The following is a 17,714-nucleotide window of genomic DNA, read 5'->3' as shown; positions in this document are numbered from 1 at the left end:
AATGCGGGCAACGCGCCCGCTGATACTGCCGGGCCTCGTCGCGGGCGCTCTGGTGGCGATCCTCGTCGCCGGGTCGATCGTGGCGGTGCTGCTCCGCGCGGGTGAGGCGCCGTCGCTGGGGTCGGCGGATTGGGCTGCGGTGCGCTTCACCCTGTGGCAGGCGGCGCTTTCGGCCGTGCTGTCCGTGGGGTTGGCCATTCCGGTGGCCCGGGCGCTGGCCCGCCGCCGCTTTCCCGGGCGGGGCGCCCTGATCCTGCTGGTGGGTGCCCCGTTCATCCTGCCAGTGATCGTCGCGATCCTGGGACTGCTGATGGTCTTCGGCCGTTCGGGGTGGGTCAACGAGATCGGCGCACTTGTGGGGTTGCCGCAATTATCGATTTATGGCGTCCATGGGGTGATCCTTGCGCATGTCTTCTTCAACCTCCCGCTGGCCACGCGCCTGATTCTGCAAGGCTGGCAGGCGATCCCGGCCGAGCGGTTCCGCCTGGCGGCCAGCCTGTCGATGGCCCCGCGCGACATCGCGCGCCATATCGAATGGCCGATGCTGAAAGGCGTGGTCCCGGGCGCGGCGCTGGTGATCTTCCTGATCTGCACCTCCAGCTTCGCAGTTGCGCTGACCTTGGGTGGCGGGCCGCGCGCGACGACCATCGAACTGGCGATCTATCAGGCGTTCCGCTTCGATTTCGACATTGGCCGCGCGGCGCTTCTGGCGCTGGTGCAGATGGCGGTGACCGTGGCGGCGGGGCTGGCTGCCTTTGCCGTTCCGGTGCCGGACGCGATGGGCGGAGGCCTCGACCGGGTGGTGCGCCGGTGGGATCTGGGCCGCCCATGGGGCGACGCTCTGGTCATCGCGCTGGCGGCTCTGTTCCTTCTTGCGCCGCTGCTGGCGCTGACGATCCGCGGCGTGCCGACATTCACCGATCTGCCGGTTTCGGTCTGGTCCGCGGCGGGCCGGTCGATCTGGGTGGCCGCGGCCTCGGCCCTCCTGTGCGTCTGCCTGGGGCTTGCAATCTCGGTCGCCGCGGCACGGACAGGGCGGCGTCGGGCCAAGGGCGTCGAGCTGGCCGGGATGCTGGGGCTTGCCGCGTCGCCGCTGGTGCTGGGGACCGGGCTGTTCATCGTGACATTCCCGTTCTTTCGCCCCGACACCGTCGCTTTGCCGGTCACGGCGGTCGTCAATGCGGTGCTGGCGCTGCCCTTCGCGCTTCGCGCGATACTGCCGGCCGTCGCGCGGATCGAGGGGGATTACAGGCGACTTGCCGATGCGCTGGGCTTCGGTCCCTGGGCGTGGATCTGGCGCGTGCTGCTGCCGCGATTGCGGCGCCCGCTGGGTTTCGCCGGGGGGCTGGCCGCGGCGTTGTCCATGGGCGATCTGGGGGTGATCGCCTTGTTCGCCGACTCGGAAACGGCGACCTTGCCTCTGCAACTTTACCGGCTGATGGGGGCTTACCGCATGGATCAGGCAGGGGGCGCGGCGGTGCTTCTTCTGGGGCTCAGCCTTCTGGCGTTCTGGCTTTGCGATCGGGGAGGGCGTGTCGATGCTGACACTTGAGGGTCTGACGATCCGGCAAGGGACGTTCGAGCTGCGCGCGGATCTGAGCATCCCCAGGGGTGCGCATGTCACCGTGATAGGCCCCTCGGGCGCGGGAAAATCCACGCTTCTGTCCGTGATCGGCGGGTTCTTCGAAGCAACGTCCGGCCGAATCCTCTGGAATGACCTGCGGATCGACGACTTGCCCCCGGGCAAGCGACCGGTCGCGACCATCTTTCAGGATAACAATCTGTTCCCGCATATGACGACAGAACAGAATGTTGCGCTGGGCATCCGCCCCTCTGGTCGGTTGCGCGGCGCTGAACCGCAACAGGTGCGGGGCGCACTGAAGTCCGTTGGTCTGGACGGCTTTGGTGATCGCAAGCCCGGTGCTCTTTCGGGCGGCCAACAAAGCCGCGTGGCGCTTGCCCGTGCGATGGTACAGGACCGGCCGCTTCTGCTGCTGGACGAGCCTTTCGCGGCGTTGGGACCCGCGCTTCGGGTCGAGATGCTGGATCTTGTCACGCAGCTTGCGCGGGACGGTGGGCGAACCCTGATGATCGTCACGCACGATCCCGATGACGCGCGGCGCGTGGATGGGCAGACGATTCTGGTGGCTGACGGGCAGGCCGCCCCGCCGCAACCAACAGGCCCGCTTCTGGACGATCCTCCGCCTGCGCTTCGGGCGTATCTGGGGCCATGAAAAAGGCGCGGAGGATGGCCCCCGCGCCTTTACTGGTCCTTCGGTCCTGACCGCTTATTCTGCCGGAACGTCGTGCTTCGCCTTACGCTTGTAAGGGGCCCAGATGCGCTTGTTGGTCAGATACAGAAGCACCGCCAGCACCCCCAGCATCACGACGCCGGCAAAGCCGGCCTGCTTGCGCGCGGCCAGCTTCGGTTCGGCGGTCCACATCATGAACGCGGCGACATCTTTCGAGACCTGCTCCAGGGTCGCTTCGGTTCCGTCCTCATACCCGACGTCGTCACCATACAGCGGCTGCGGCATCGCGATCCATCCGCCGGGGAAGGCAGTGTTCTCGTACAGCGTCGCGCCTGCCTCGGTCTTCATCTCGCCGGTGTATCCGGTCAGAAGCGAGGTCAGATATTCTGCGCCGCCCATGCCGCGGACCAGCTGGTTGATCCCCAGACCATAGGGACCGTGGAACCCGGCGCGGGCCTTCGCCATCAGCGAGAGGTCCGGCGCGTTCGACAGGCTGGATTCAGGGAACTTGTCCGTGGGCACGGCATCGCGGAAATCCCCTTCGCCGTCCAGAAGCGCCTCGTCCCACACCTCGTATTGGGCGGCATAGGCACGGACCTGATCCTCCGGCAGGCCGGGCCCCCCGTCATCGGCCAGGTTGCGGAACGCGACGTATTGCAAGCCGTGGCAGGCCGAGCAGACCTCGGTATAGACTTGAAGGCCGCGCTGCAGCTGGAACTGGTCGTAGGTCCCGAACGGCCCTTCGAACGAGAAGTCGTAGTCGATGACATGGCTGTCTTCGGACCCGGCGGCGTGGGCCGCCCCGGCCAGCCCAAGCGCCACGGCGAGCGAGAGCGTCAGTTCTTTGATCATCATCTCTTTCTTCCTCACTCGGCCGGGTTCACGACGGTCGTAGTACCGCCGGTGTTGGGCGCGTAGTGCTTGCCATAATCTTCCTCGATGGTCGACGGCTGCGACAGCGGCTTCTCGATCACGCCAAGAAGCGGCAGGATGACCAGGAAGTACGCGAACCAGTAAGCCGAGGCGATCAGCGAGATCGAGCTGTAAGGCTCCTCGGCGGGCATCGCACCGACCCACATCAGGACGAAGAAGTTCACAATGAACAGGGCGAACCACCACTTGAACATCGGGCGGTAGCGACCCGACCGCACCGACGAGGTGTCCAGCCACGGCGCCAGCGCCATGACCGCGATGGCCCCGAACATGGCAAGCACGCCGAAGAACTTCGCGTCGACGATGCCGCCGGTGATCCAACTGGCCGCCATCACGACCCAGACGTCCGCGGTGAAGGCGCGCAAGATCGCGTAGAAGGGCAGGAAGTACCACTCCGGCACGATGTGCGCGGGGGTCTGCATCGGGTTCGCCTCGATGTAGTTGTCGGGATGCCCGAGGTAGTTAGGCATGAAGCCCACGATGGCGAAGAACACCACCAGGATCACGGCCAGCGCGAACAGGTCCTTGATGACGAAGTAGGGCCAGAACGGAAGCGTGTCCTTCTGAGCGTCTTCCTTCGACGTGCGGCGCACCTCGACCCCGGTGGGGTTGTTGTTGCCGGTGGTGTGGAAGGCCCAGATGTGGACCATCGTCAGACCCGCAAGGATCATCGGCATCAGGTAGTGCAGCGAGAAGAAGCGCGTCAGCGTGTATTCCCCGACGGCCGGTCCGCCCAGAAGCCAGGTCTGGATCGACTCGCCCACGAAGGGAATCGCGCCGAATAGGCCCGTGATGACGGTCGCACCCCAGAAGGACATCTGACCCCAGGGCAGGACATAGCCCATGAAGGCGGTGCCCATCATCAGAAGATACATCAGGATGCCGATGATCCACGTGACCTCGCGCGGCTCCTTGTAGGACCCGTAATAGAGGTTTCGGAAGATGTGGGCATAGACGGCCACGAAGAACAGCGATGCGCCGTTTGCGTGCATATAGCGCAGCATGAAGCCACCGTTCACGTCGCGCATGATGTGCTCGACGCTGGCGAACGCGTTCTCGGTCGACGGGATGTAGTGCATGACCAGCACCACGCCGGTGACGATCTGAAGGACCAGCGTGAAGGTCAGGACGATGCCCCAGATCCACATCCAGTTCAGGTTCTTGGGCGTGGGGATCATCACCGTGTCGTACAGCAGGCCGACGATCGGCAGCCGCTTGTGCAGCCAGCGTTCGCCGCCGCTGTTGGGCTTGTAGTGGTCGTGCGGGATTCCAGCCATGATACGGTCTCCTTATCCCAGAACGATTTCGGTTTCGCCGTCGAACCGGGCGACGGGGACGGGCAGGTTTTCCGGCGCGGGGCCGCGGCGAATGCGGCCTGCCGTGTCGTAGTGCGAGCCGTGGCAGGGGCAGAACCAGCCGTTGAAGTCGCCCGCGCCATCGCCCAGGGGCACGCAGCCCAGGTGCGTGCAGACGCCCATCATGACCAGCCATTCTTCCGGCGTCTCACCCTCGACCCCTTGGCTCAGGGCGCGGTTGGGGTCGGTCGCGGGGGCGGTGCCGTCGATATTGGCATTCCGGGCCAGCGGGTCAGGCAGGGTCGAGACGTCGACGCTGTTGGCTTCCTCGATCTCGGCCTCGGTGCGGCGGCGGATGAAGACGGGCTTGCCCAACCACTGGACGGTCAACTGCGTCCCCGGCTCCAGCCCGCCGACGTCCACGCGGATCGACGACAAGGCCTGCACGTTGGCGGCCGGGTTCATCTGGTTGATGAGGGGCCAGACCGCGGCACCGGCGACGACCGCGCCTGCCCCGGCCGTGGCGTAATAGATGAAGTCGCGGCGGGTGGTGCCGTGATCGTCTGCGTGTGACACGTCTCTCTCCTTCTTGCAGGCCGGGATGAAGGCGGACGAACGGCGTCGACCGGGCGTCATCCGGAGCGTTGCTTGGGTCTCTAGCGTCTCGTCCCCCGCTGGTCCAGCGGGCAAAGCCGCGCAGGGACCGTCTTCGTAGGCCGCGCGGTCTTTCGATCAAGTAAATTGGTGCCGGATCGGCGCGGCTAGGGTAGCCTGCTCAGGCGTCGGGGGGCGTCGCGGTGAAGGAGGGGCGGTCGGCCATGCGGGCCGCGAATGCGGCAAGACCGGGGCGGGTGGCGCGCCAGTCGCGGTCAGGGTGGCGGAAATCCAGGTAGGGCAGGGCGCATCCGATGGCGATCTGGCCCATGTCGAGCGGCCCCGCCAGATGGCTGAGCCAGCGGTTCTCCAGCGTGTCGAGGGCGCGAGTGATCTTGGCCCATTGCGCCTCGACGAACTCGGGAACCTGCATTCCTTCGGGGCGGACACGCCATTCGTAGACCATCAGCACCGCCGCATCCATTATGCCGTCGCCCGTCGCCTCAAGCGTCAGCACGTCCCAAATCCGCGATTCGGGATAAAGACTCGCCCCCGCGCGGTGTGCCAGATACCGGCAGATAACCCGGCTGTCATACAGGGCCGGTCCATCCGGACGCGTCAGGCAGGGGATCTTGCCCAGCGGGTTCTGGTTGGCCGGATTCGGGCTGAGCGGGGTCTGCGCCGAGGGTACAATCTTCACGTCGCCCAATTGGTCGGTTTCGTGCAGCGTGACCATGACCTTGCGGACGAAGGGCGATGCGGCGGCGTGATAAAGATCCATCATGGGACGCACTCTATCCGGAACGGGGGCGCCGCCAAGACCGAAATGACGGGCGTGTCACGCCGCGCGCAGTCGGGTCCCCGAGACGCCGTCGATGCGGGTCTCGACGGTGCGGCCTTCGATGCGATCGCTGTCGAACGCAACTTCTGCGAATTGCTCGGTCCGGCCCATGCGGGGGCTTTCCATCAGAACGCGGTGGGTGCGTCCGACCTGCGCGTTCAGATGAGCAGCGACGGCCTGCTCGCCCGCCGCGCGCAGCCGGGCGGCCCGGTCTTTCACCACGCCGCCGTCAAGCTGCGGCATCCGTGCGGCGGGGGTGCCCTGCCGGACAGAGTAGGGGAAGACGTGCAGCCATGTCAGGCCGCAATCCTCGACCAGCCGGAGGGAGTCGGAGAAATGATCCTCGGTCTCGGTCGGGAAACCGGCGATGATGTCGGCGCCGAAGGTCATCTCGGGGCGCAGGCGGCGGGCCTCTTCGCAGAAGCGGATCGCGTCGCCGCGCAGGTGGCGGCGCTTCATCCGCTTGAGGATCAGGTCCGAGCCGTGCTGGAGCGACAGGTGCAGGTGGGGCATCAGCCGCTCTTCCTCGGCGATGGCGCGCATCAGGTTTTCGTCCACCTCGATCGAATCGATCGAGCTGATCCGAAGGCGCGGCAGGTCGGGCACCAGCTTGAGGATGCGCATGACCAGATCGCCCAGGCGCGGCGTACCCGGCAGATCGGCGCCCCACGAGGTCAGGTCGACGCCGGTCAGCACGATCTCCTCGTAGCCCTGCGCGGCAAGGCGGCGGATCTGCTCGATCACGACACCCGCGGGGACCGAGCGGGAATTGCCCCGGCCGTAGGGGATGATGCAGAAGGTGCAGCGGTGGTCGCAGCCGTTCTGGACCTGCACATAGGCGCGCGACCGGGTGCCAAAGCCGTCGATCAGGTGGCCGGCAGTCTCGGTCACGGACATGATGTCGTCGACCTGAACGCGCTCGGTCTGCCCCGTGAAATCGGGGGCCATGGCAGCCCATGTGGCAGGCTGCATCTTTTCGGTGTTGCCGATGACGCGCGTGACCTCGGGCATGGCCGCGAAGGTCTCGGGCTCGGTCTGGGCGGCGCAGCCGGTGACGATGACGGCAGCACCGGGGTTCTCGCGGGCGAGGCGGCGGATGTCCTTCTTGGCCTTGCGCACGGCCTCGGCCGTCACCGCGCATGTGTTGACCACCACGGCGTCGGACAGGCCATGCTCGGCGGCAAGGGCCTTCATCGCCTCGGTCTCGTACATGTTCAGGCGGCAGCCGTGGTTGGAAAAGACGGGCGGGTTCATTGATGCGCCTCCAGCCAGTCGGGGGTTAGAAGCCCGTCGAAGACATGGGCCGTGGGTCCGGTCATCCACACACCATCATCGCGCCAGTCGATAAGAATCGTCCCGCCATCGAGGTCGATGGTCACGCTGCGCCCGGTCAGACCCCGGCGATGTGCCGCGACCGCCACCGCGCAAGAAGACGAGCCGGAGGCCAGCGTGATCCCGGCACCGCGTTCCCACACCCGCATGCGCAAGCGGTCGGGACCGTTCAGTTGGGCGATCTGGACGTTCGTGCGCTGGGGGAACAGGGGGTGATGCTCGTGCGCGGGGCCAAAGGTGGACAGGTCCACGCTGGTCACGTCATCCACGAAGAACGTGCAATGCGGGTTGCCCATGCCGGTCGCCATCGGCGCTCCGTCGATGGGCAGGGCGTCGATGTCGACGTCGTCCGCCAGGGGGATTTCGCGCCAGTCGAGGATCGGCGCCCCCATGTTCACTGCCGTCAGGCTGTTCCCTCCGTCGCGCGCGGTCAGCAGGCCACGTTCGGTCCGCAGGTGCAGTTCGATTCGGCCGGTCGTGTCCATCAAATGGCGAGCGATGCAGCGAGTGGCGTTGCCGCAGGCTCCGGCCTGCGAGCCGTCGGCGTTCCAGAAGACCAGTCGCGCGTCTGCTTCGGTATCCTCGTGAATCGTGGCCAGTTGATCGAATCCCACGCCGCGCCGGCGGTCGCCCACGGCACGGGCTAGATCGGGCGTCATGACATCTTCGCCCTCGCGCAGGTCGAGGACGACAAAGTCGTTGCCGAGGCCGTGCATCTTCATGAACGGAAGGGGGGCGGAGCGCTGGATCATGGCTTGCGCCATATAATGAGAGCACGACATGAAGAAAAGCGCCGGCTTTGCGCTTGACGCCCCGGAGAGGCCCCGTTATTTCGCCCGCCAGTGAGCCGATAGCTCAGTTGGTAGAGCAACTGACTTTTAATCAGTAGGTCCAGGGTTCGAGCCCCTGTCGGCTCACCACTTCCGCTTCGACGTTAGGCGTGTTTATCGTTTGGGAAACTGGATGATCCCCGCCGATCGTCCGGGATTGGTGTCCATGCCGGTTGCGCCCCGAATCTCGGTATGCAGCTTTCCCATTTCGCGTGTGAGGCTTTGATACCGTGCGGTAATGTCGTCGCCGCAATTCTGTGCCAGCATCGATCCGCCCCATTCCATGAGGTACAGCGACATCCGTATGATGGTGTCGCATTTCTCGTCATGATCCAGCGAATCGACCTGCTCGAGCAGGACATTGGCCGTCTCGGAGATATCGTCGGCTATCATGTCGGTCTCCGCACGAGATTTACGCTACGACACTGTGTCAGCTTTTTCCCGGTTCACAAGCGACGTCTCGTCACAGACTGCTGAACTTTCAGGCGGTGGTGCCTTGGAAAACTGCACCGCAAAGATACCGGCCATGATGATGGCGACCCCGATCAGATCGAAAAGGCCCAGCGCCTCGCCCAGGATGAGGGCCGCGATCGCGACCCCGAGAAATGGATTGAGGAAGTGGAACGTCGCCGCGCGGACCGGCCCGATGCGGCGCACCAGCGTGAACCACGCAAAGGTCGCCAGAAGCCCCGGGACCAGCGTCGTGTAGGCGAATGCGATCAACAGGGACGCGGACCAGTCGACGTCCCACGGCTCGAGCGCGGCGCCCACCAGCATCTGCAGGCCCACCACCATCAGGACATTCCCGCCCGAGGATGCACCACGCAGCGAAAGGGTCGCCACGGTCAGGGCCAGCACGCCCGCGATACAGTACGACAACCCGATCATGTCGACGCCGCCCGAAATCCGGGTGCCCATAATCAGGGTGACCCCGGTCAGCCCGGCGAGCAGGCCGGCGATCCCCAGCGGGCGCAGCCGTTCGCCCAAGGCCAGCCACCCGGCCAGCGCCACCAGAAGCGGCATTGTCGATGCGATGATCGAAGCGAGCCCCGCGTCGATCGTGCGCATCGCCACGAAATTCAGGCCAAGATACAGCGCGTTCTGGCACAGGCCAAACACGAAGGTCGCCCGCCATTGTGCCCGGCTCAGATGCCAGGACTGCCCCATGGCGCGGGCGATGGCGACGCCGATGGCGCCAGAGATCAGAAAGCGAAACGCCAGCGCCGTCAGTGGCGGGGCGTCGGCGACGATGAATTTGGCGCTGGTGAACGCCGAGGACCACATGACCGCGAAGGCAAGCCCCAGAAGAAGCGCGCGCAGATCCATCAGGGCAGCCGGACGCCGGCATTCTCCATGTCTTTCATGGACGCGTCCCGCGAACCGTCGAGGTCGATGGCCGCCGACAGGTCGGGGCGCAATGTGACGTCGAACCCAAGGCGGGCGGCATCCTGCGCCGAGTAGTTCACGCAGAAATCAAGGGCGAGGCCGACCATCGTCAGCTTGTCGATGCCGCGAGTCCGCAGATAGCCTTCCAGTCCCGTCGGGGTCGTGTGGTCATTCTCGAAGAACGCGGAATAGCTGTCGATCGCCGGATTGAAGCCCTTGCGGATGATCAGGTCGCCGTCCGTGCGCAGCCCCGGCACGAACTCAGCCCCTTTTCTGCCTTGGACGCAGTGGTCGGGCCACAGGACTTGCGGGCCGTATGGCATCTCGGTCATTTCCATCGGAGACTTGCCGGGGTGCTGCGACGCGAAGGACGAATGCCCGGCCGGGTGCCAGTCCTGCGTCAGGATCACGGTGGCGAAGTCGTCCATCAGCGCGTTGATCCCGTCGACGATCTGATCGCCGCCGGGCACGGCCAAGGCGCCATCGGCGATGAAGTCGTTTTGCATGTCGATGACGAGGAGGGCGTGGGTACGGTCGCGCATGGCGTGTTCCTTGGTTGGTCGCTCGCGATCCTGCATCCGTAGCGAAGAGCGTCAAGGCGAATGGCGGCGGGTCCACGGGGCCTGATCCATGCACCCGACCCGCTTCTATCCCCGGCGGGTGCGCTTGACCTTCCGCTCCTTCGCGGCCTTCCGGGCCTTTGCCTTTCCCTTCGCCCGCTTGGGGGTGCTGCGCCGCGAGGTCCGACCGCCCGGCGCGATGCTCGCCCCCTCGGCCGCGACGAGGTCCAGCACCAGCCCCCCGGTGGTAGGCACGGCTTCCGCGATCCGAACCGTCACGCGCTGCCCCAGGCCCAGGACGGTGCCGGACTCGGCGCCCATCACGGTCTGTGCCTCGGGGTCGTGGTGGAAATACTCACCGCCCAGCGCCCGCATGGGGATCAGGCCGTCTGCGCCGGTCTCGTCCAGCTTCACGAACAGGCCGAAACGCTGCACGCCCGAGACGCGCCCCGTGACCTCCTCGCCCAGCCGTTCGGACATGAACGCGGCAAGGTAGCGGTCGGTCGTATCACGCTCGGCCACCATCGACCGCCGCTCGGTCTGGCTGATCTGTTCGGCGGTCTCGGGCAGGCGTTCGATGTCGATGGGGGTCAGCCCATCCTTTCCCCATCCATGCGCGCTGATCAGCGCGCGATGCACCACTAGGTCGGCATAGCGCCGGATGGGCGAGGTGAAATGCGCGTAGTTCCGCAAGGCCAGGCCGAAATGGGCGAAGTTGTCGGGGCTGTAATAGGCCTGCGTCATGGCGCGCAGGGTGGACATGTTGATCAGCTCGTCGAACTCGGTCCCGTGGGCTTGCGTCAGAAGGCCGTTCAGGTGACGCGTCTGAAGCACCTGGCCCTTGGCCAACGTCAGGCCCGAGGCTTGCGCCACCTCGCGCAGGGCTTCCAGCTTTTCGGGGTTGGGTTCCTCGTGAACGCGGAACAGCAGGGGCGACTTGCGCTTCACCAGTTCCTCGGCCGCCGCGACATTGGCCAGCACCATGAATTCTTCGATCAACTTGTGCGCGTCCAGCCGGTCGCGGAACGCGATGGAGGTGACGCGTCCCTCGGGCGACAGCTCGATCCGCCGTTCGGGCAGGTCAAGATTCAGCGGCTGGCGGCGGTGACGGGCCGCCTGCAAAGCGGTGTAGGCGTCGAACAGGGGGCGGATCACGGTGTCCAGAAGCGGCGCGGTCTTGTCGGTCGTCTCGCCATTCTGTGCGGCCTGCGCGTCTTCGTAGGACAGCGATGCGGGCGAGCGCATCAGGCCGCGGTGGAACTCGTGGGCGATCTTGTTGCCCTCGCGGTCCAGCACCATGCGCACGGCAAGGCAGGCGCGGTCCTCGCCCTCGTGCAGCGAACACAGGTCGCCCGACAGCGCTTCGGGCAGCATCGGAACGACCCGGTCGGGGAAATAGCTGGAATTGCCGCGCAGCCGCGCCTCGTGATCCAGCGCCGATCCGGGGCGGACATAGTGGGCGACGTCTGCGATCGCGACCCACAGGACGTGGCCGCCCTGGTTCTTCGGGTCGTCGTCGGGCGCGGCGAAGACCGCGTCGTCATGGTCGCGCGCGTCCGACGGGTCGATGGTGATCAGCGGCAGGTCGCGCAGATCCGTGCGGTTGCCCAGCGGGACCGGCTCGGCGGCTTCGGCCTCGGCGATGGTCTCGTCGGGGAAGACGTCCGGGATGCCGTGCTGCCGGATCGCGATGAGCGACACGGATTTCGGCGCGCTGGGGTCGCCTAGCCGGTCGATGACGCGGCCGCGGGGGAGGCCCATACGGTCCTTGGGGCCCGCACGCTCGGCCTCGACCAACTCACCGTCCTTGGCGCCTTGGGTTTCACCCGCGCGGATCAGCCATTCCTTGTCCGAGCCCTTGTCGATAGGCACGATCCGCCCGCCATCGCTGGTGCCTCGGAAGATGCCCAGCATCCGCGCATGGGTCTTGGTCAGCTTGCGGATCAGGCGCCCTTCATAGGCGTGGTCCTGCCCCTCGACCTTCGTAAGACGCAGCAGCACCCGGTCGCCGCGGCCCAACGCGACGTCGGACTTACGCTCGACCAGCAGGATGCGCGGTTCGGGGCCGTCGCCCTGCCATTCCATCGGACGCGCGTAGACATCGCCGTCGCGGTCCGGCCCCACGACCTCGCAGACCGACACGGGGGGCAGTGCCTCGGGGTCGCGATAGGTCTTCTTGCGCTTTTCGAGGTGACCTTCTTCCTCCAGCTCCTTCAGCATCCGCTTGAGGTCGATCCGCGCCCCGCCCTTGATGCCGAAGGCCCGTGCGATGTCGCGCTTGGCGGTCTGGGTCGGATTGTCAGCGATCCATCTCAGGATGTCGGACTTGGTGGGAAGATCGGTCATGAAAGCCTTTCGGGCGCGGCTAGAGGGTCAGCCGCATGTCGCGATGGGGAATGCCGGCATCGTCGTAGATCGGGCCCTCGGGCTCGAACCCCATGGGACGGTAGAACTCCAAAACGTGCAACTGGGCACCCAGCTTGACCGTCTCGATCCTTGGCGAATCGCGCAGGATCCCGATGGCGACGTCCATGAGCTGGCGGCCGATGCCGGTGCCGCGGTATTGCGGCAGGACGCAGACCCGGCCGATCTTGGCCTCGGGCGGGTCGCGGAACATCCGCAGCGTGGCGATGGGTTGACCGTCCTGCTGGGCCAGGATGTGCAGGGCTTCGGCGTCGCGGCCGTCCCATTCCAGGTCTTCGGGCACGTTCTGCTCGTCGATGAAGACGGCGCGGCGAAGCGCGCGGCAGGCATTCAGGTCGTCGGTGCGGGAAATCAGAAGGGTCATGCGAAGTAGCCCTTGATGATGCGGGTATAGATGCCCGCAAGCTGGCGGATATGGTCGATCTCGACCCGTTCGTCGGTCTGGTGCATGGTGGCGCCCACCAGACCGCATTCGACGACCGGGCAGTGGTTCTTGATGAACCGCGCGTCGGATGTGCCACCTGTCGTGGACAGCACCGGAATCCGTCCTGTCTCATGCTCAACGGCGCGCTGTACGATTTCGGTCAGTGGTCCCGGGGGCGTGAGGAAACTCTCGCCCGAGACCGTGATGTCGAGGTCGAAGCGCACGCCGCTTGCATCGGTGGCCTTGCGCGCCTCTTCGTTCAGCCAGTTGGTCAGCGACAGCCCGCTATGGGCGTCGTTGAAGCGGATATTGACCATGGACTTGCAGCGGGCGGGAATGACGTTGTTGGCCTCGTTGCCGGTGTCGAAGCCCGTGACCTGCAGCGTGGTGTGATCGAAATGGTCGGTGCCGTCGTCCAGTTCTATCCCGGTCAGACGTCCTAGCAGGTCCACCATCGCGTGGATCGGGTTGCGGGCGTTCTGCGGATAGGCGGCATGCCCCTGTTGACCGTTCGCCGTGATCCGTGCGGTCAGAGAACCCCGACGGCCGATCTTGATCATCTCGCCCATGTGGGTGGGGCAGGTCGGCTCGCCCACGATGCAGGCGTCCATCGCCTCGCCCGTGGTGTCCATCCAGTCCAGGATCGCAGCGGTGCCGTCGATGCCGTCCCCTTCCTCGTCTCCGGTGATCGTCAGGACCAGCGATCCGGGGCAGGTATCGGCACATTCGATCACGGCGGCGACGAAGGCGGCCACCCCCGATTTCATGTCGCAGGCACCCCGGCCGTAAATCGCGCCATTGCGGATGTCGGCCGCGAAGGGGGGCGAGGTCCATGCCTCCGCATCGCCGGGCGGCACCACGTCGAGGTGCCCGTTGAAACCCAGGACCGGGCCATGACCGCCCGATCGCGCATAAAGGTTGGGGATCCCGTTGCGGTCGACGCGCGTGCAGGTGAACCCGTTATCCTCCAACACCCGTTCGATCAGGGCGATGGCCCCGCCGGAATTGGGGGTCACCGAGTCCTCGCGGATCAGGGCCATTGTCAGTTCGACGGGATCGACGATCATTTCGGTTCCTTGCATTCTGCCCAGGAATCTAGGCGTGCGGCGAGGCACCGCAACGGGTTGGGGTCAGTCCTCGTCAAAGAATGGGGTCGCCTGCGCGACGATCACTGCATTCTCCGACAGGGCGCGATCCATCAATTCGCGCTCCTCGGGGTCGATCTCGTCCCCGTCGGCCAGGCGATCCTCGAGGGTGCCATAGCCGGTCACGTCGAGGGGCGACATCTCGGCCTGTTTCAGGACCGCCACCGTCTCGCGCACGGCTTCGGCTTCGTCCACGCCCGAGGCATAGCACAGAAGCGCTGCGCCGTTGGCATCCTTGGGAAGACCGTCGCCGGGGGCGCGGCCGACCTCGACCAGAAGGGTGAAGACATGTTGCGTGCGGGCCATTGGGGCGGGGTCCGTCAGTTGCGCCGCGGTGTCAACGGCGAAACGCCGCGCCCGGTCGGGGCGCGGCGTCATTTCAGTCAAGATCGGGATGCGTCAGGCGCGACCCTTGATCAGCCGGGCGATCCAGATCAGCAGGCATGCACCGATGAAGCCAGCCACCAGCGACCCTATGATCCCTGTGGTCGCGGTGCCCAGGATCAGCGCCAGCAGGAAGTTGAAGACGATCGCGCCGACGATGCCGAGGATGATGTTCATGATGATGCCCATGTCGGACTTCATGAACTGCTCGGCCAGCCAGCCTGCGAGGCCGCCGATGATGATCGTAAGGATCCAACCGATACCGTTCATTCCATATTCCCTTCGATTCAAGCCGTCCGGGTTTCGCCCATGCAAAACGTCCGATCTGCGACCGGGGACGGCATTCAAGTTTCCGTGCGCCCAACACGCGCCCCGGGCGTCGGGTTCCTGCCACGTGCGACAAGTTGGCGCCGTCAGCCGCCTCGGACCTGCAAGACCACTGCGGTGCCGTAGATGACCATCATCGCAACGCTTTCGACCCCGATCCGACCCGGCCCCTGCCGCTGGCGCAGGATCAGGCCGCCCAGAAGAACAGCCGTCATCAGGATGCCGGTGGACAGCCAGTACAGATCCGTGGTGCCGATGGCGTGATAGATCGACCCGTCGCGATAGGCGATGTCGGACAGAACCAGGAACAGCGTGTCGAACGTGTTACCACCGATGATCCCGCCCACGGCCAGTTGCAGCGCGCCGCGCCGCACGGCCACCAGCGTGGTCACGAATTCCGGCAGCGATGTGACGACCGCGGTGATCAGCGAACCCACAAGGCTGGAGGCCAGCCCGAACCGGTCGATCAAGCTGCCGCCGACCTGGCTGATGACATAACCACCCGCGCCCATGATCGCGACAAGGATAATAAAGGCGCGGATCGGCTTCCACGCGGATTTCTGCGGCTCGTCCCCGTCCTCGGGCTCGTCCTCGCGGGTGTCGGACGTCTTCACCGCGGTCCACATCGGATCCTCGGCCACGTTCGAGGACTTCTTGACCCCGTAGAGGTAGGTCAGGAACAGCACGATCGAGATCGGGTGCACCCCGAAATAGGCGATGTCCGGCCCCGCGATGGCGGTCAGCGGCATGGACAAAAGGATGATCAGCATGACCGCCTGGAACAGGTTGGCCGGCTCGGCCGCCGCGTGTTCGAGGTTGGCGTTTTTATGCAGCGTATCGGCGATCGCCAGGAACAGCGTCTGCGCCGCGATCCCGCCCACCGCGTTCGAGAAGGCGAACGACGCGTCGCCTCCCAGTGCGGCATCGGTCGACACGACCACCCCGGCCAGCGACGTAGCGGCACCCAGGATGATGCCGCCGGCCATCGCCTCGCCCATGCGGGTCCGGTCGGCGATGATGTCGGCCAGTCGCGTGGCCCGGATGGACGAGAAGACGACGGCGGCGCCGGCGGCGAAGAACGCCACCAGAAGCCAGAGCAGCGGAAGTTGTGCGATCATGGTGGAGGGTCCCTTTCGCGTGCCAACGGGTGGCAGGCGATCGGGTTTCCCCCGACCTGATCAGTCGCGCAAAAGATCGTTGATGGCAGTCTTCGCGCGGGTCCCCTCGTCCACGCGCTTCACGATCACCGCGCAGTAGAGGTTGAGGTTGTTTTTCGTCGGCATCGAGCCCGAGACGACCACCGAATATGGCGGCACCTCGCCCATGAAGACCTCGCCCGTTTCGCGGTCCACGATCTTGGTGGATTTGCCGATATAGACGCCCATCCCCAGGACCGATCCCTCGCGGACGATGCAGCCCTCGACCACCTCGGAGCGGGCGCCGATGAAGCAGTTGTCCTCGATGATCGTCGGATCGGCCTGCAACGGCTCCAGCACGCCGCCGATGCCGACACCGCCCGACAGGTGCACGTTCTTGCCGATCTGCGCGCAGGACCCGACGGTGGCCCAGGTGTCGACCATGGTGCCCTCGTCCACATAGGCGCCGAGGTTCACGAAGGACGGCATCAGCACGACGCCCTTGGCGATGAAGGCGGACTTGCGGACAACGCAGTTCGGCACGGCGCGGAAGCCGGCGTCGCGCCAGCGGTTCTCGCCCCAGCCGGCGAACTTGCTGTCGACCTTGTCCCACCAGCCGCCGCCCTGCGGGCCGCCGGGATGGATCTCCATGTCCTTGATGCGGAAGCCAAGCAGGACCGCCTTCTTGGCCCACTGGTTCACGTGCCAATCCGATCCGCGCTTCTCGGCGACCCGAAGCTCGCCCCTGTCCAGCGCTTCCAGCGTGGCTTCGATGGCCTCGCGCGTTTCGCCCCCCGTGGCAGGGGTAATGTCGGCGCGGGCGTCCCACGCGGCTTCGATGGCGGGTTCCAGCTGGGCATGAGACTGATCTGCGGACATTGGGCGCGGGTCCTTTCGTTCGGTGGCTCTGGCCCCGAGGCTATAGGGCGGCTATGTCCGCCCGGCAATGGAGGACCCGATGACCGACCGCACCGCCTCGCCGTTCCGCGACGCCCCGACAGACCGCCGCACCGCGGAAGGCGTGCCGGACACACCGCAGACCCGCGCGCCCGCCTACAAGCTGGCCTTCGCGGACGATGATTTCCTGTGCAGTCCGGACCTGCGCCCGTTGCGCCTGCAGCTCGAGCTGATGAAGCCCGAGATGATCCTGGCCGAGAAAAATATCGAATCGACCATCGTCATGTTCGGCGGCGCGCGGATCATGGAAAACCCCAACGACGCGCGCAGTTCGGCCATGGGGGCCCTGTCGGTCTATTACGATCAGGCCCGCCGCTTCGCCCGGATCATGACCGAAAAGTCGATGCAAACCTACGGGCGCGAGAACGTCGTGGTCACCGGCGGCGGCCCCGGCGTGATGGAGGCTGGCAATCGCGGCGCGGCGGATGCGGGCGGCCAATCCATTGGGCTGAACATCGTCCTGCCGCACGAGCAGGCGCCGAACGAGTACGTCACGCCTGGCCTGTGCTTCAACTTCCACTACTTCGCGATCCGCAAGATGCATTTCCTGATGCGCGCCAAGGCGATCTGCGTCTTCCCCGGCGGCTTCGGCACCATGGACGAGCTGTTCGAGGCGCTGACTCTGATCCAGACCGGCCGGATGGAAAAAATCCCAATCCTGCTGTTCGGGAAGGAGTTCTGGGACAAGGTCGTCAACTTTGCCGCCCTGGCCGAGGCAGGCACCATCGCCGAACAGGACCTCGATCTCTTCACTTATGTGGAAACGGCCGAAGAGGCGTTGCACGCGATCGAGAATTGGCCCGGCGCCGGCGAGGTGCGCGAGACTGTTCCTGGGCGCCCCGACACGGCTTGATCGTTAGCTTCCGGGGAACCCCAGCCAGGGCTCGATCCGCT

Annotated in this window: 19 protein-coding genes and 1 tRNA gene; 4 read left to right on the top strand and 16 right to left on the bottom strand. The window is 65.8% G+C overall.

The genetic code is table 11. From position 1 onward, the window contains the following. Window position 1: 1 nt before the first annotated feature. Window positions 2-1,552 (top strand): thiamine/thiamine pyrophosphate ABC transporter permease ThiP, encoded by a 1,551-nt coding sequence (locus PAA8504_RS03980; protein ID WP_108892877.1) that lies wholly within the window; start codon window positions 2-4, stop codon window positions 1,550-1,552. Next, on the top strand, window positions 1,539-2,234 hold the full coding sequence (locus PAA8504_RS03975; RefSeq protein WP_108892876.1) for a thiamine ABC transporter ATP-binding protein: 696 nt from the start codon (window positions 1,539-1,541) through the stop codon (window positions 2,232-2,234). The genes PAA8504_RS03980 and PAA8504_RS03975 overlap by 14 nt, the downstream gene beginning before the upstream one ends. A 54-nt stretch (window positions 2,235-2,288) precedes the next feature. On the opposite strand, the gene PAA8504_RS03970 is transcribed toward PAA8504_RS03975, so the two are convergent. The 6 genes from PAA8504_RS03970 to dapF form a co-directional block, all read right to left on the bottom strand. After that, on the bottom strand, window positions 2,289-3,104 hold the full coding sequence (locus PAA8504_RS03970; RefSeq protein ID WP_108893488.1) for a cytochrome c1: 816 nt from the start codon (window positions 3,102-3,104) through the stop codon (window positions 2,289-2,291). 14 nt (window positions 3,105-3,118) lie between these two features. Next, a complete protein-coding gene (locus tag PAA8504_RS03965; protein ID WP_108892875.1) occupies window positions 3,119-4,462 on the bottom strand; it encodes a cytochrome b in 1,344 nt (447 codons plus the stop codon). A gap of 12 nt (window positions 4,463-4,474) precedes the next feature. Then, a complete protein-coding gene (petA, locus tag PAA8504_RS03960) occupies window positions 4,475-5,056 on the bottom strand; it encodes a ubiquinol-cytochrome c reductase iron-sulfur subunit (RefSeq protein ID WP_108892874.1) in 582 nt (193 codons plus the stop codon). 199 nt (window positions 5,057-5,255) lie between these two features. Next, window positions 5,256-5,855, bottom strand: coding sequence for a glutathione S-transferase (locus tag PAA8504_RS03955; RefSeq protein WP_108893487.1), 600 nt, complete (start codon window positions 5,853-5,855; stop codon window positions 5,256-5,258). 57 nt (window positions 5,856-5,912) lie between these two features. Beyond that, on the bottom strand, window positions 5,913-7,169 hold the full coding sequence (gene mtaB, locus PAA8504_RS03950) for a tRNA (N(6)-L-threonylcarbamoyladenosine(37)-C(2))-methylthiotransferase MtaB (RefSeq protein WP_108892873.1): 1,257 nt from the start codon (window positions 7,167-7,169) through the stop codon (window positions 5,913-5,915). Continuing rightward, window positions 7,166-7,999, bottom strand: coding sequence for a diaminopimelate epimerase (gene dapF / locus PAA8504_RS03945; protein WP_245897514.1), 834 nt, complete (start codon window positions 7,997-7,999; stop codon window positions 7,166-7,168). The genes mtaB and dapF overlap by 4 nt, the downstream gene beginning before the upstream one ends. Window positions 8,000-8,091: 92 nt before the next feature. Between dapF and PAA8504_RS03940 the strand changes: the two genes are divergently transcribed. Then, window positions 8,092-8,167: transfer RNA gene (locus PAA8504_RS03940), tRNA-Lys, on the top strand. Between the two features lie 24 nt (window positions 8,168-8,191). On the opposite strand, the gene PAA8504_RS03935 is transcribed toward PAA8504_RS03940, so the two are convergent. The 10 genes from PAA8504_RS03935 to dapD form a co-directional block, all read right to left on the bottom strand. Continuing rightward, the gene (locus PAA8504_RS03935) at window positions 8,192-8,470 is read right to left on the bottom strand and encodes a hypothetical protein (RefSeq protein ID WP_108892872.1); all 279 of its coding nucleotides are present in this window, start codon (window positions 8,468-8,470) and stop codon (window positions 8,192-8,194) included. A gap of 24 nt (window positions 8,471-8,494) precedes the next feature. Beyond that, window positions 8,495-9,403: a DMT family transporter gene (locus PAA8504_RS03930; protein WP_108892871.1), complete on the bottom strand. Its 909-nt coding sequence runs from the start codon at window positions 9,401-9,403 to the stop codon at window positions 8,495-8,497. Further along, window positions 9,403-10,005 carry a bifunctional nicotinamidase/pyrazinamidase gene (gene pncA, locus PAA8504_RS03925; protein WP_108892870.1) on the bottom strand — a complete coding sequence of 201 codons (603 nt, stop codon included), beginning with the start codon at window positions 10,003-10,005 and terminating at the stop codon, window positions 9,403-9,405. Before pncA ends, PAA8504_RS03930 begins: the two co-directional genes overlap by 1 nt. A gap of 105 nt (window positions 10,006-10,110) precedes the next feature. Next, on the bottom strand, window positions 10,111-12,369 hold the full coding sequence (gene rnr / locus PAA8504_RS03920; protein ID WP_108892869.1) for a ribonuclease R: 2,259 nt from the start codon (window positions 12,367-12,369) through the stop codon (window positions 10,111-10,113). A gap of 19 nt (window positions 12,370-12,388) precedes the next feature. Beyond that, complete coding sequence (locus PAA8504_RS03915) at window positions 12,389-12,811, bottom strand: GNAT family N-acetyltransferase (protein WP_108892868.1); 423 nt, start codon at window positions 12,809-12,811, stop codon at window positions 12,389-12,391. After that, window positions 12,808-13,938 carry a succinyl-diaminopimelate desuccinylase gene (gene dapE, locus PAA8504_RS03910; RefSeq protein ID WP_108892867.1) on the bottom strand — a complete coding sequence of 377 codons (1,131 nt, stop codon included), beginning with the start codon at window positions 13,936-13,938 and terminating at the stop codon, window positions 12,808-12,810. Before dapE ends, PAA8504_RS03915 begins: the two co-directional genes overlap by 4 nt. Window positions 13,939-14,001: 63 nt before the next feature. Further along, window positions 14,002-14,322, bottom strand: a complete 321-nt coding sequence (locus PAA8504_RS03905; RefSeq protein WP_108893485.1) for a DUF8846 family protein — start codon at window positions 14,320-14,322, stop codon at window positions 14,002-14,004. A 93-nt stretch (window positions 14,323-14,415) separates the two neighbouring features. Next, the gene (locus tag PAA8504_RS03900) at window positions 14,416-14,670 is read right to left on the bottom strand and encodes a GlsB/YeaQ/YmgE family stress response membrane protein (protein WP_108892866.1); all 255 of its coding nucleotides are present in this window, start codon (window positions 14,668-14,670) and stop codon (window positions 14,416-14,418) included. Between the two features lie 143 nt (window positions 14,671-14,813). Next, window positions 14,814-15,845 carry a sodium:calcium antiporter gene (locus PAA8504_RS03895; RefSeq protein ID WP_108892865.1) on the bottom strand — a complete coding sequence of 344 codons (1,032 nt, stop codon included), beginning with the start codon at window positions 15,843-15,845 and terminating at the stop codon, window positions 14,814-14,816. Window positions 15,846-15,905: 60 nt separating this feature from the next. Beyond that, window positions 15,906-16,742 carry a 2,3,4,5-tetrahydropyridine-2,6-dicarboxylate N-succinyltransferase gene (gene dapD, locus PAA8504_RS03890; RefSeq protein ID WP_108892864.1) on the bottom strand — a complete coding sequence of 279 codons (837 nt, stop codon included), beginning with the start codon at window positions 16,740-16,742 and terminating at the stop codon, window positions 15,906-15,908. Between the two features lie 79 nt (window positions 16,743-16,821). Here dapD and PAA8504_RS03885 point away from each other — a divergent pair, with 79 nt between their 5' ends. Further along, window positions 16,822-17,673: an LOG family protein gene (locus PAA8504_RS03885; protein ID WP_108892863.1), complete on the top strand. Its 852-nt coding sequence runs from the start codon at window positions 16,822-16,824 to the stop codon at window positions 17,671-17,673. The last annotated feature ends 41 nt before the right edge of the window (window positions 17,674-17,714 follow it).

It is taken from the genome of Palleronia abyssalis, from assembly GCF_900302445.1.
Lineage (GTDB): Bacteria > Pseudomonadota > Alphaproteobacteria > Rhodobacterales > Rhodobacteraceae > Palleronia > Palleronia abyssalis.
The sequence above is the reverse complement of the archived record's forward strand: the minus strand, read 5'-3'. Positions and strand labels throughout refer to the sequence as shown.

Excerpts from the sequence above, each read along its gene's own strand:
- PAA8504_RS03980 (WP_108892877.1), top strand. The coding sequence starts at position 2 with ATGCGGGCAACGCGCCCGCTGATACTGCCGGGCCTCGTCGCGGGCGCT.
- PAA8504_RS03975 (WP_108892876.1), top strand. The coding sequence starts at position 1,539 with ATGCTGACACTTGAGGGTCTGACGATCCGGCAAGGGACGTTCGAGCTG.
- PAA8504_RS03970 (WP_108893488.1), bottom strand. The coding sequence starts at position 3,104 with ATGATCAAAGAACTGACGCTCTCGCTCGCCGTGGCGCTTGGGCTGGCC.
- PAA8504_RS03965 (WP_108892875.1), bottom strand. The coding sequence starts at position 4,462 with ATGGCTGGAATCCCGCACGACCACTACAAGCCCAACAGCGGCGGCGAA.
- PAA8504_RS03955 (WP_108893487.1), bottom strand. The coding sequence starts at position 5,855 with ATGGATCTTTATCACGCCGCCGCATCGCCCTTCGTCCGCAAGGTCATG.
- mtaB (WP_108892873.1), bottom strand. The coding sequence starts at position 7,169 with ATGAACCCGCCCGTCTTTTCCAACCACGGCTGCCGCCTGAACATGTAC.
- dapF (WP_245897514.1), bottom strand. The coding sequence starts at position 7,999 with ATGATCCAGCGCTCCGCCCCCCTTCCGTTCATGAAGATGCACGGCCTC.
- PAA8504_RS03935 (WP_108892872.1), bottom strand. The coding sequence starts at position 8,470 with ATGATAGCCGACGATATCTCCGAGACGGCCAATGTCCTGCTCGAGCAG.
- PAA8504_RS03930 (WP_108892871.1), bottom strand. The coding sequence starts at position 9,403 with ATGGATCTGCGCGCGCTTCTTCTGGGGCTTGCCTTCGCGGTCATGTGG.
- pncA (WP_108892870.1), bottom strand. The coding sequence starts at position 10,005 with ATGCGCGACCGTACCCACGCCCTCCTCGTCATCGACATGCAAAACGAC.
- rnr (WP_108892869.1), bottom strand. The coding sequence starts at position 12,369 with ATGACCGATCTTCCCACCAAGTCCGACATCCTGAGATGGATCGCTGAC.
- PAA8504_RS03915 (WP_108892868.1), bottom strand. The coding sequence starts at position 12,811 with ATGACCCTTCTGATTTCCCGCACCGACGACCTGAATGCCTGCCGCGCG.
- dapE (WP_108892867.1), bottom strand. The coding sequence starts at position 13,938 with ATGATCGTCGATCCCGTCGAACTGACAATGGCCCTGATCCGCGAGGAC.
- PAA8504_RS03905 (WP_108893485.1), bottom strand. The coding sequence starts at position 14,322 with ATGGCCCGCACGCAACATGTCTTCACCCTTCTGGTCGAGGTCGGCCGC.
- PAA8504_RS03900 (WP_108892866.1), bottom strand. The coding sequence starts at position 14,670 with ATGAACGGTATCGGTTGGATCCTTACGATCATCATCGGCGGCCTCGCA.
- PAA8504_RS03895 (WP_108892865.1), bottom strand. The coding sequence starts at position 15,845 with ATGATCGCACAACTTCCGCTGCTCTGGCTTCTGGTGGCGTTCTTCGCC.
- dapD (WP_108892864.1), bottom strand. The coding sequence starts at position 16,742 with ATGTCCGCAGATCAGTCTCATGCCCAGCTGGAACCCGCCATCGAAGCC.
- PAA8504_RS03885 (WP_108892863.1), top strand. The coding sequence starts at position 16,822 with ATGACCGACCGCACCGCCTCGCCGTTCCGCGACGCCCCGACAGACCGC.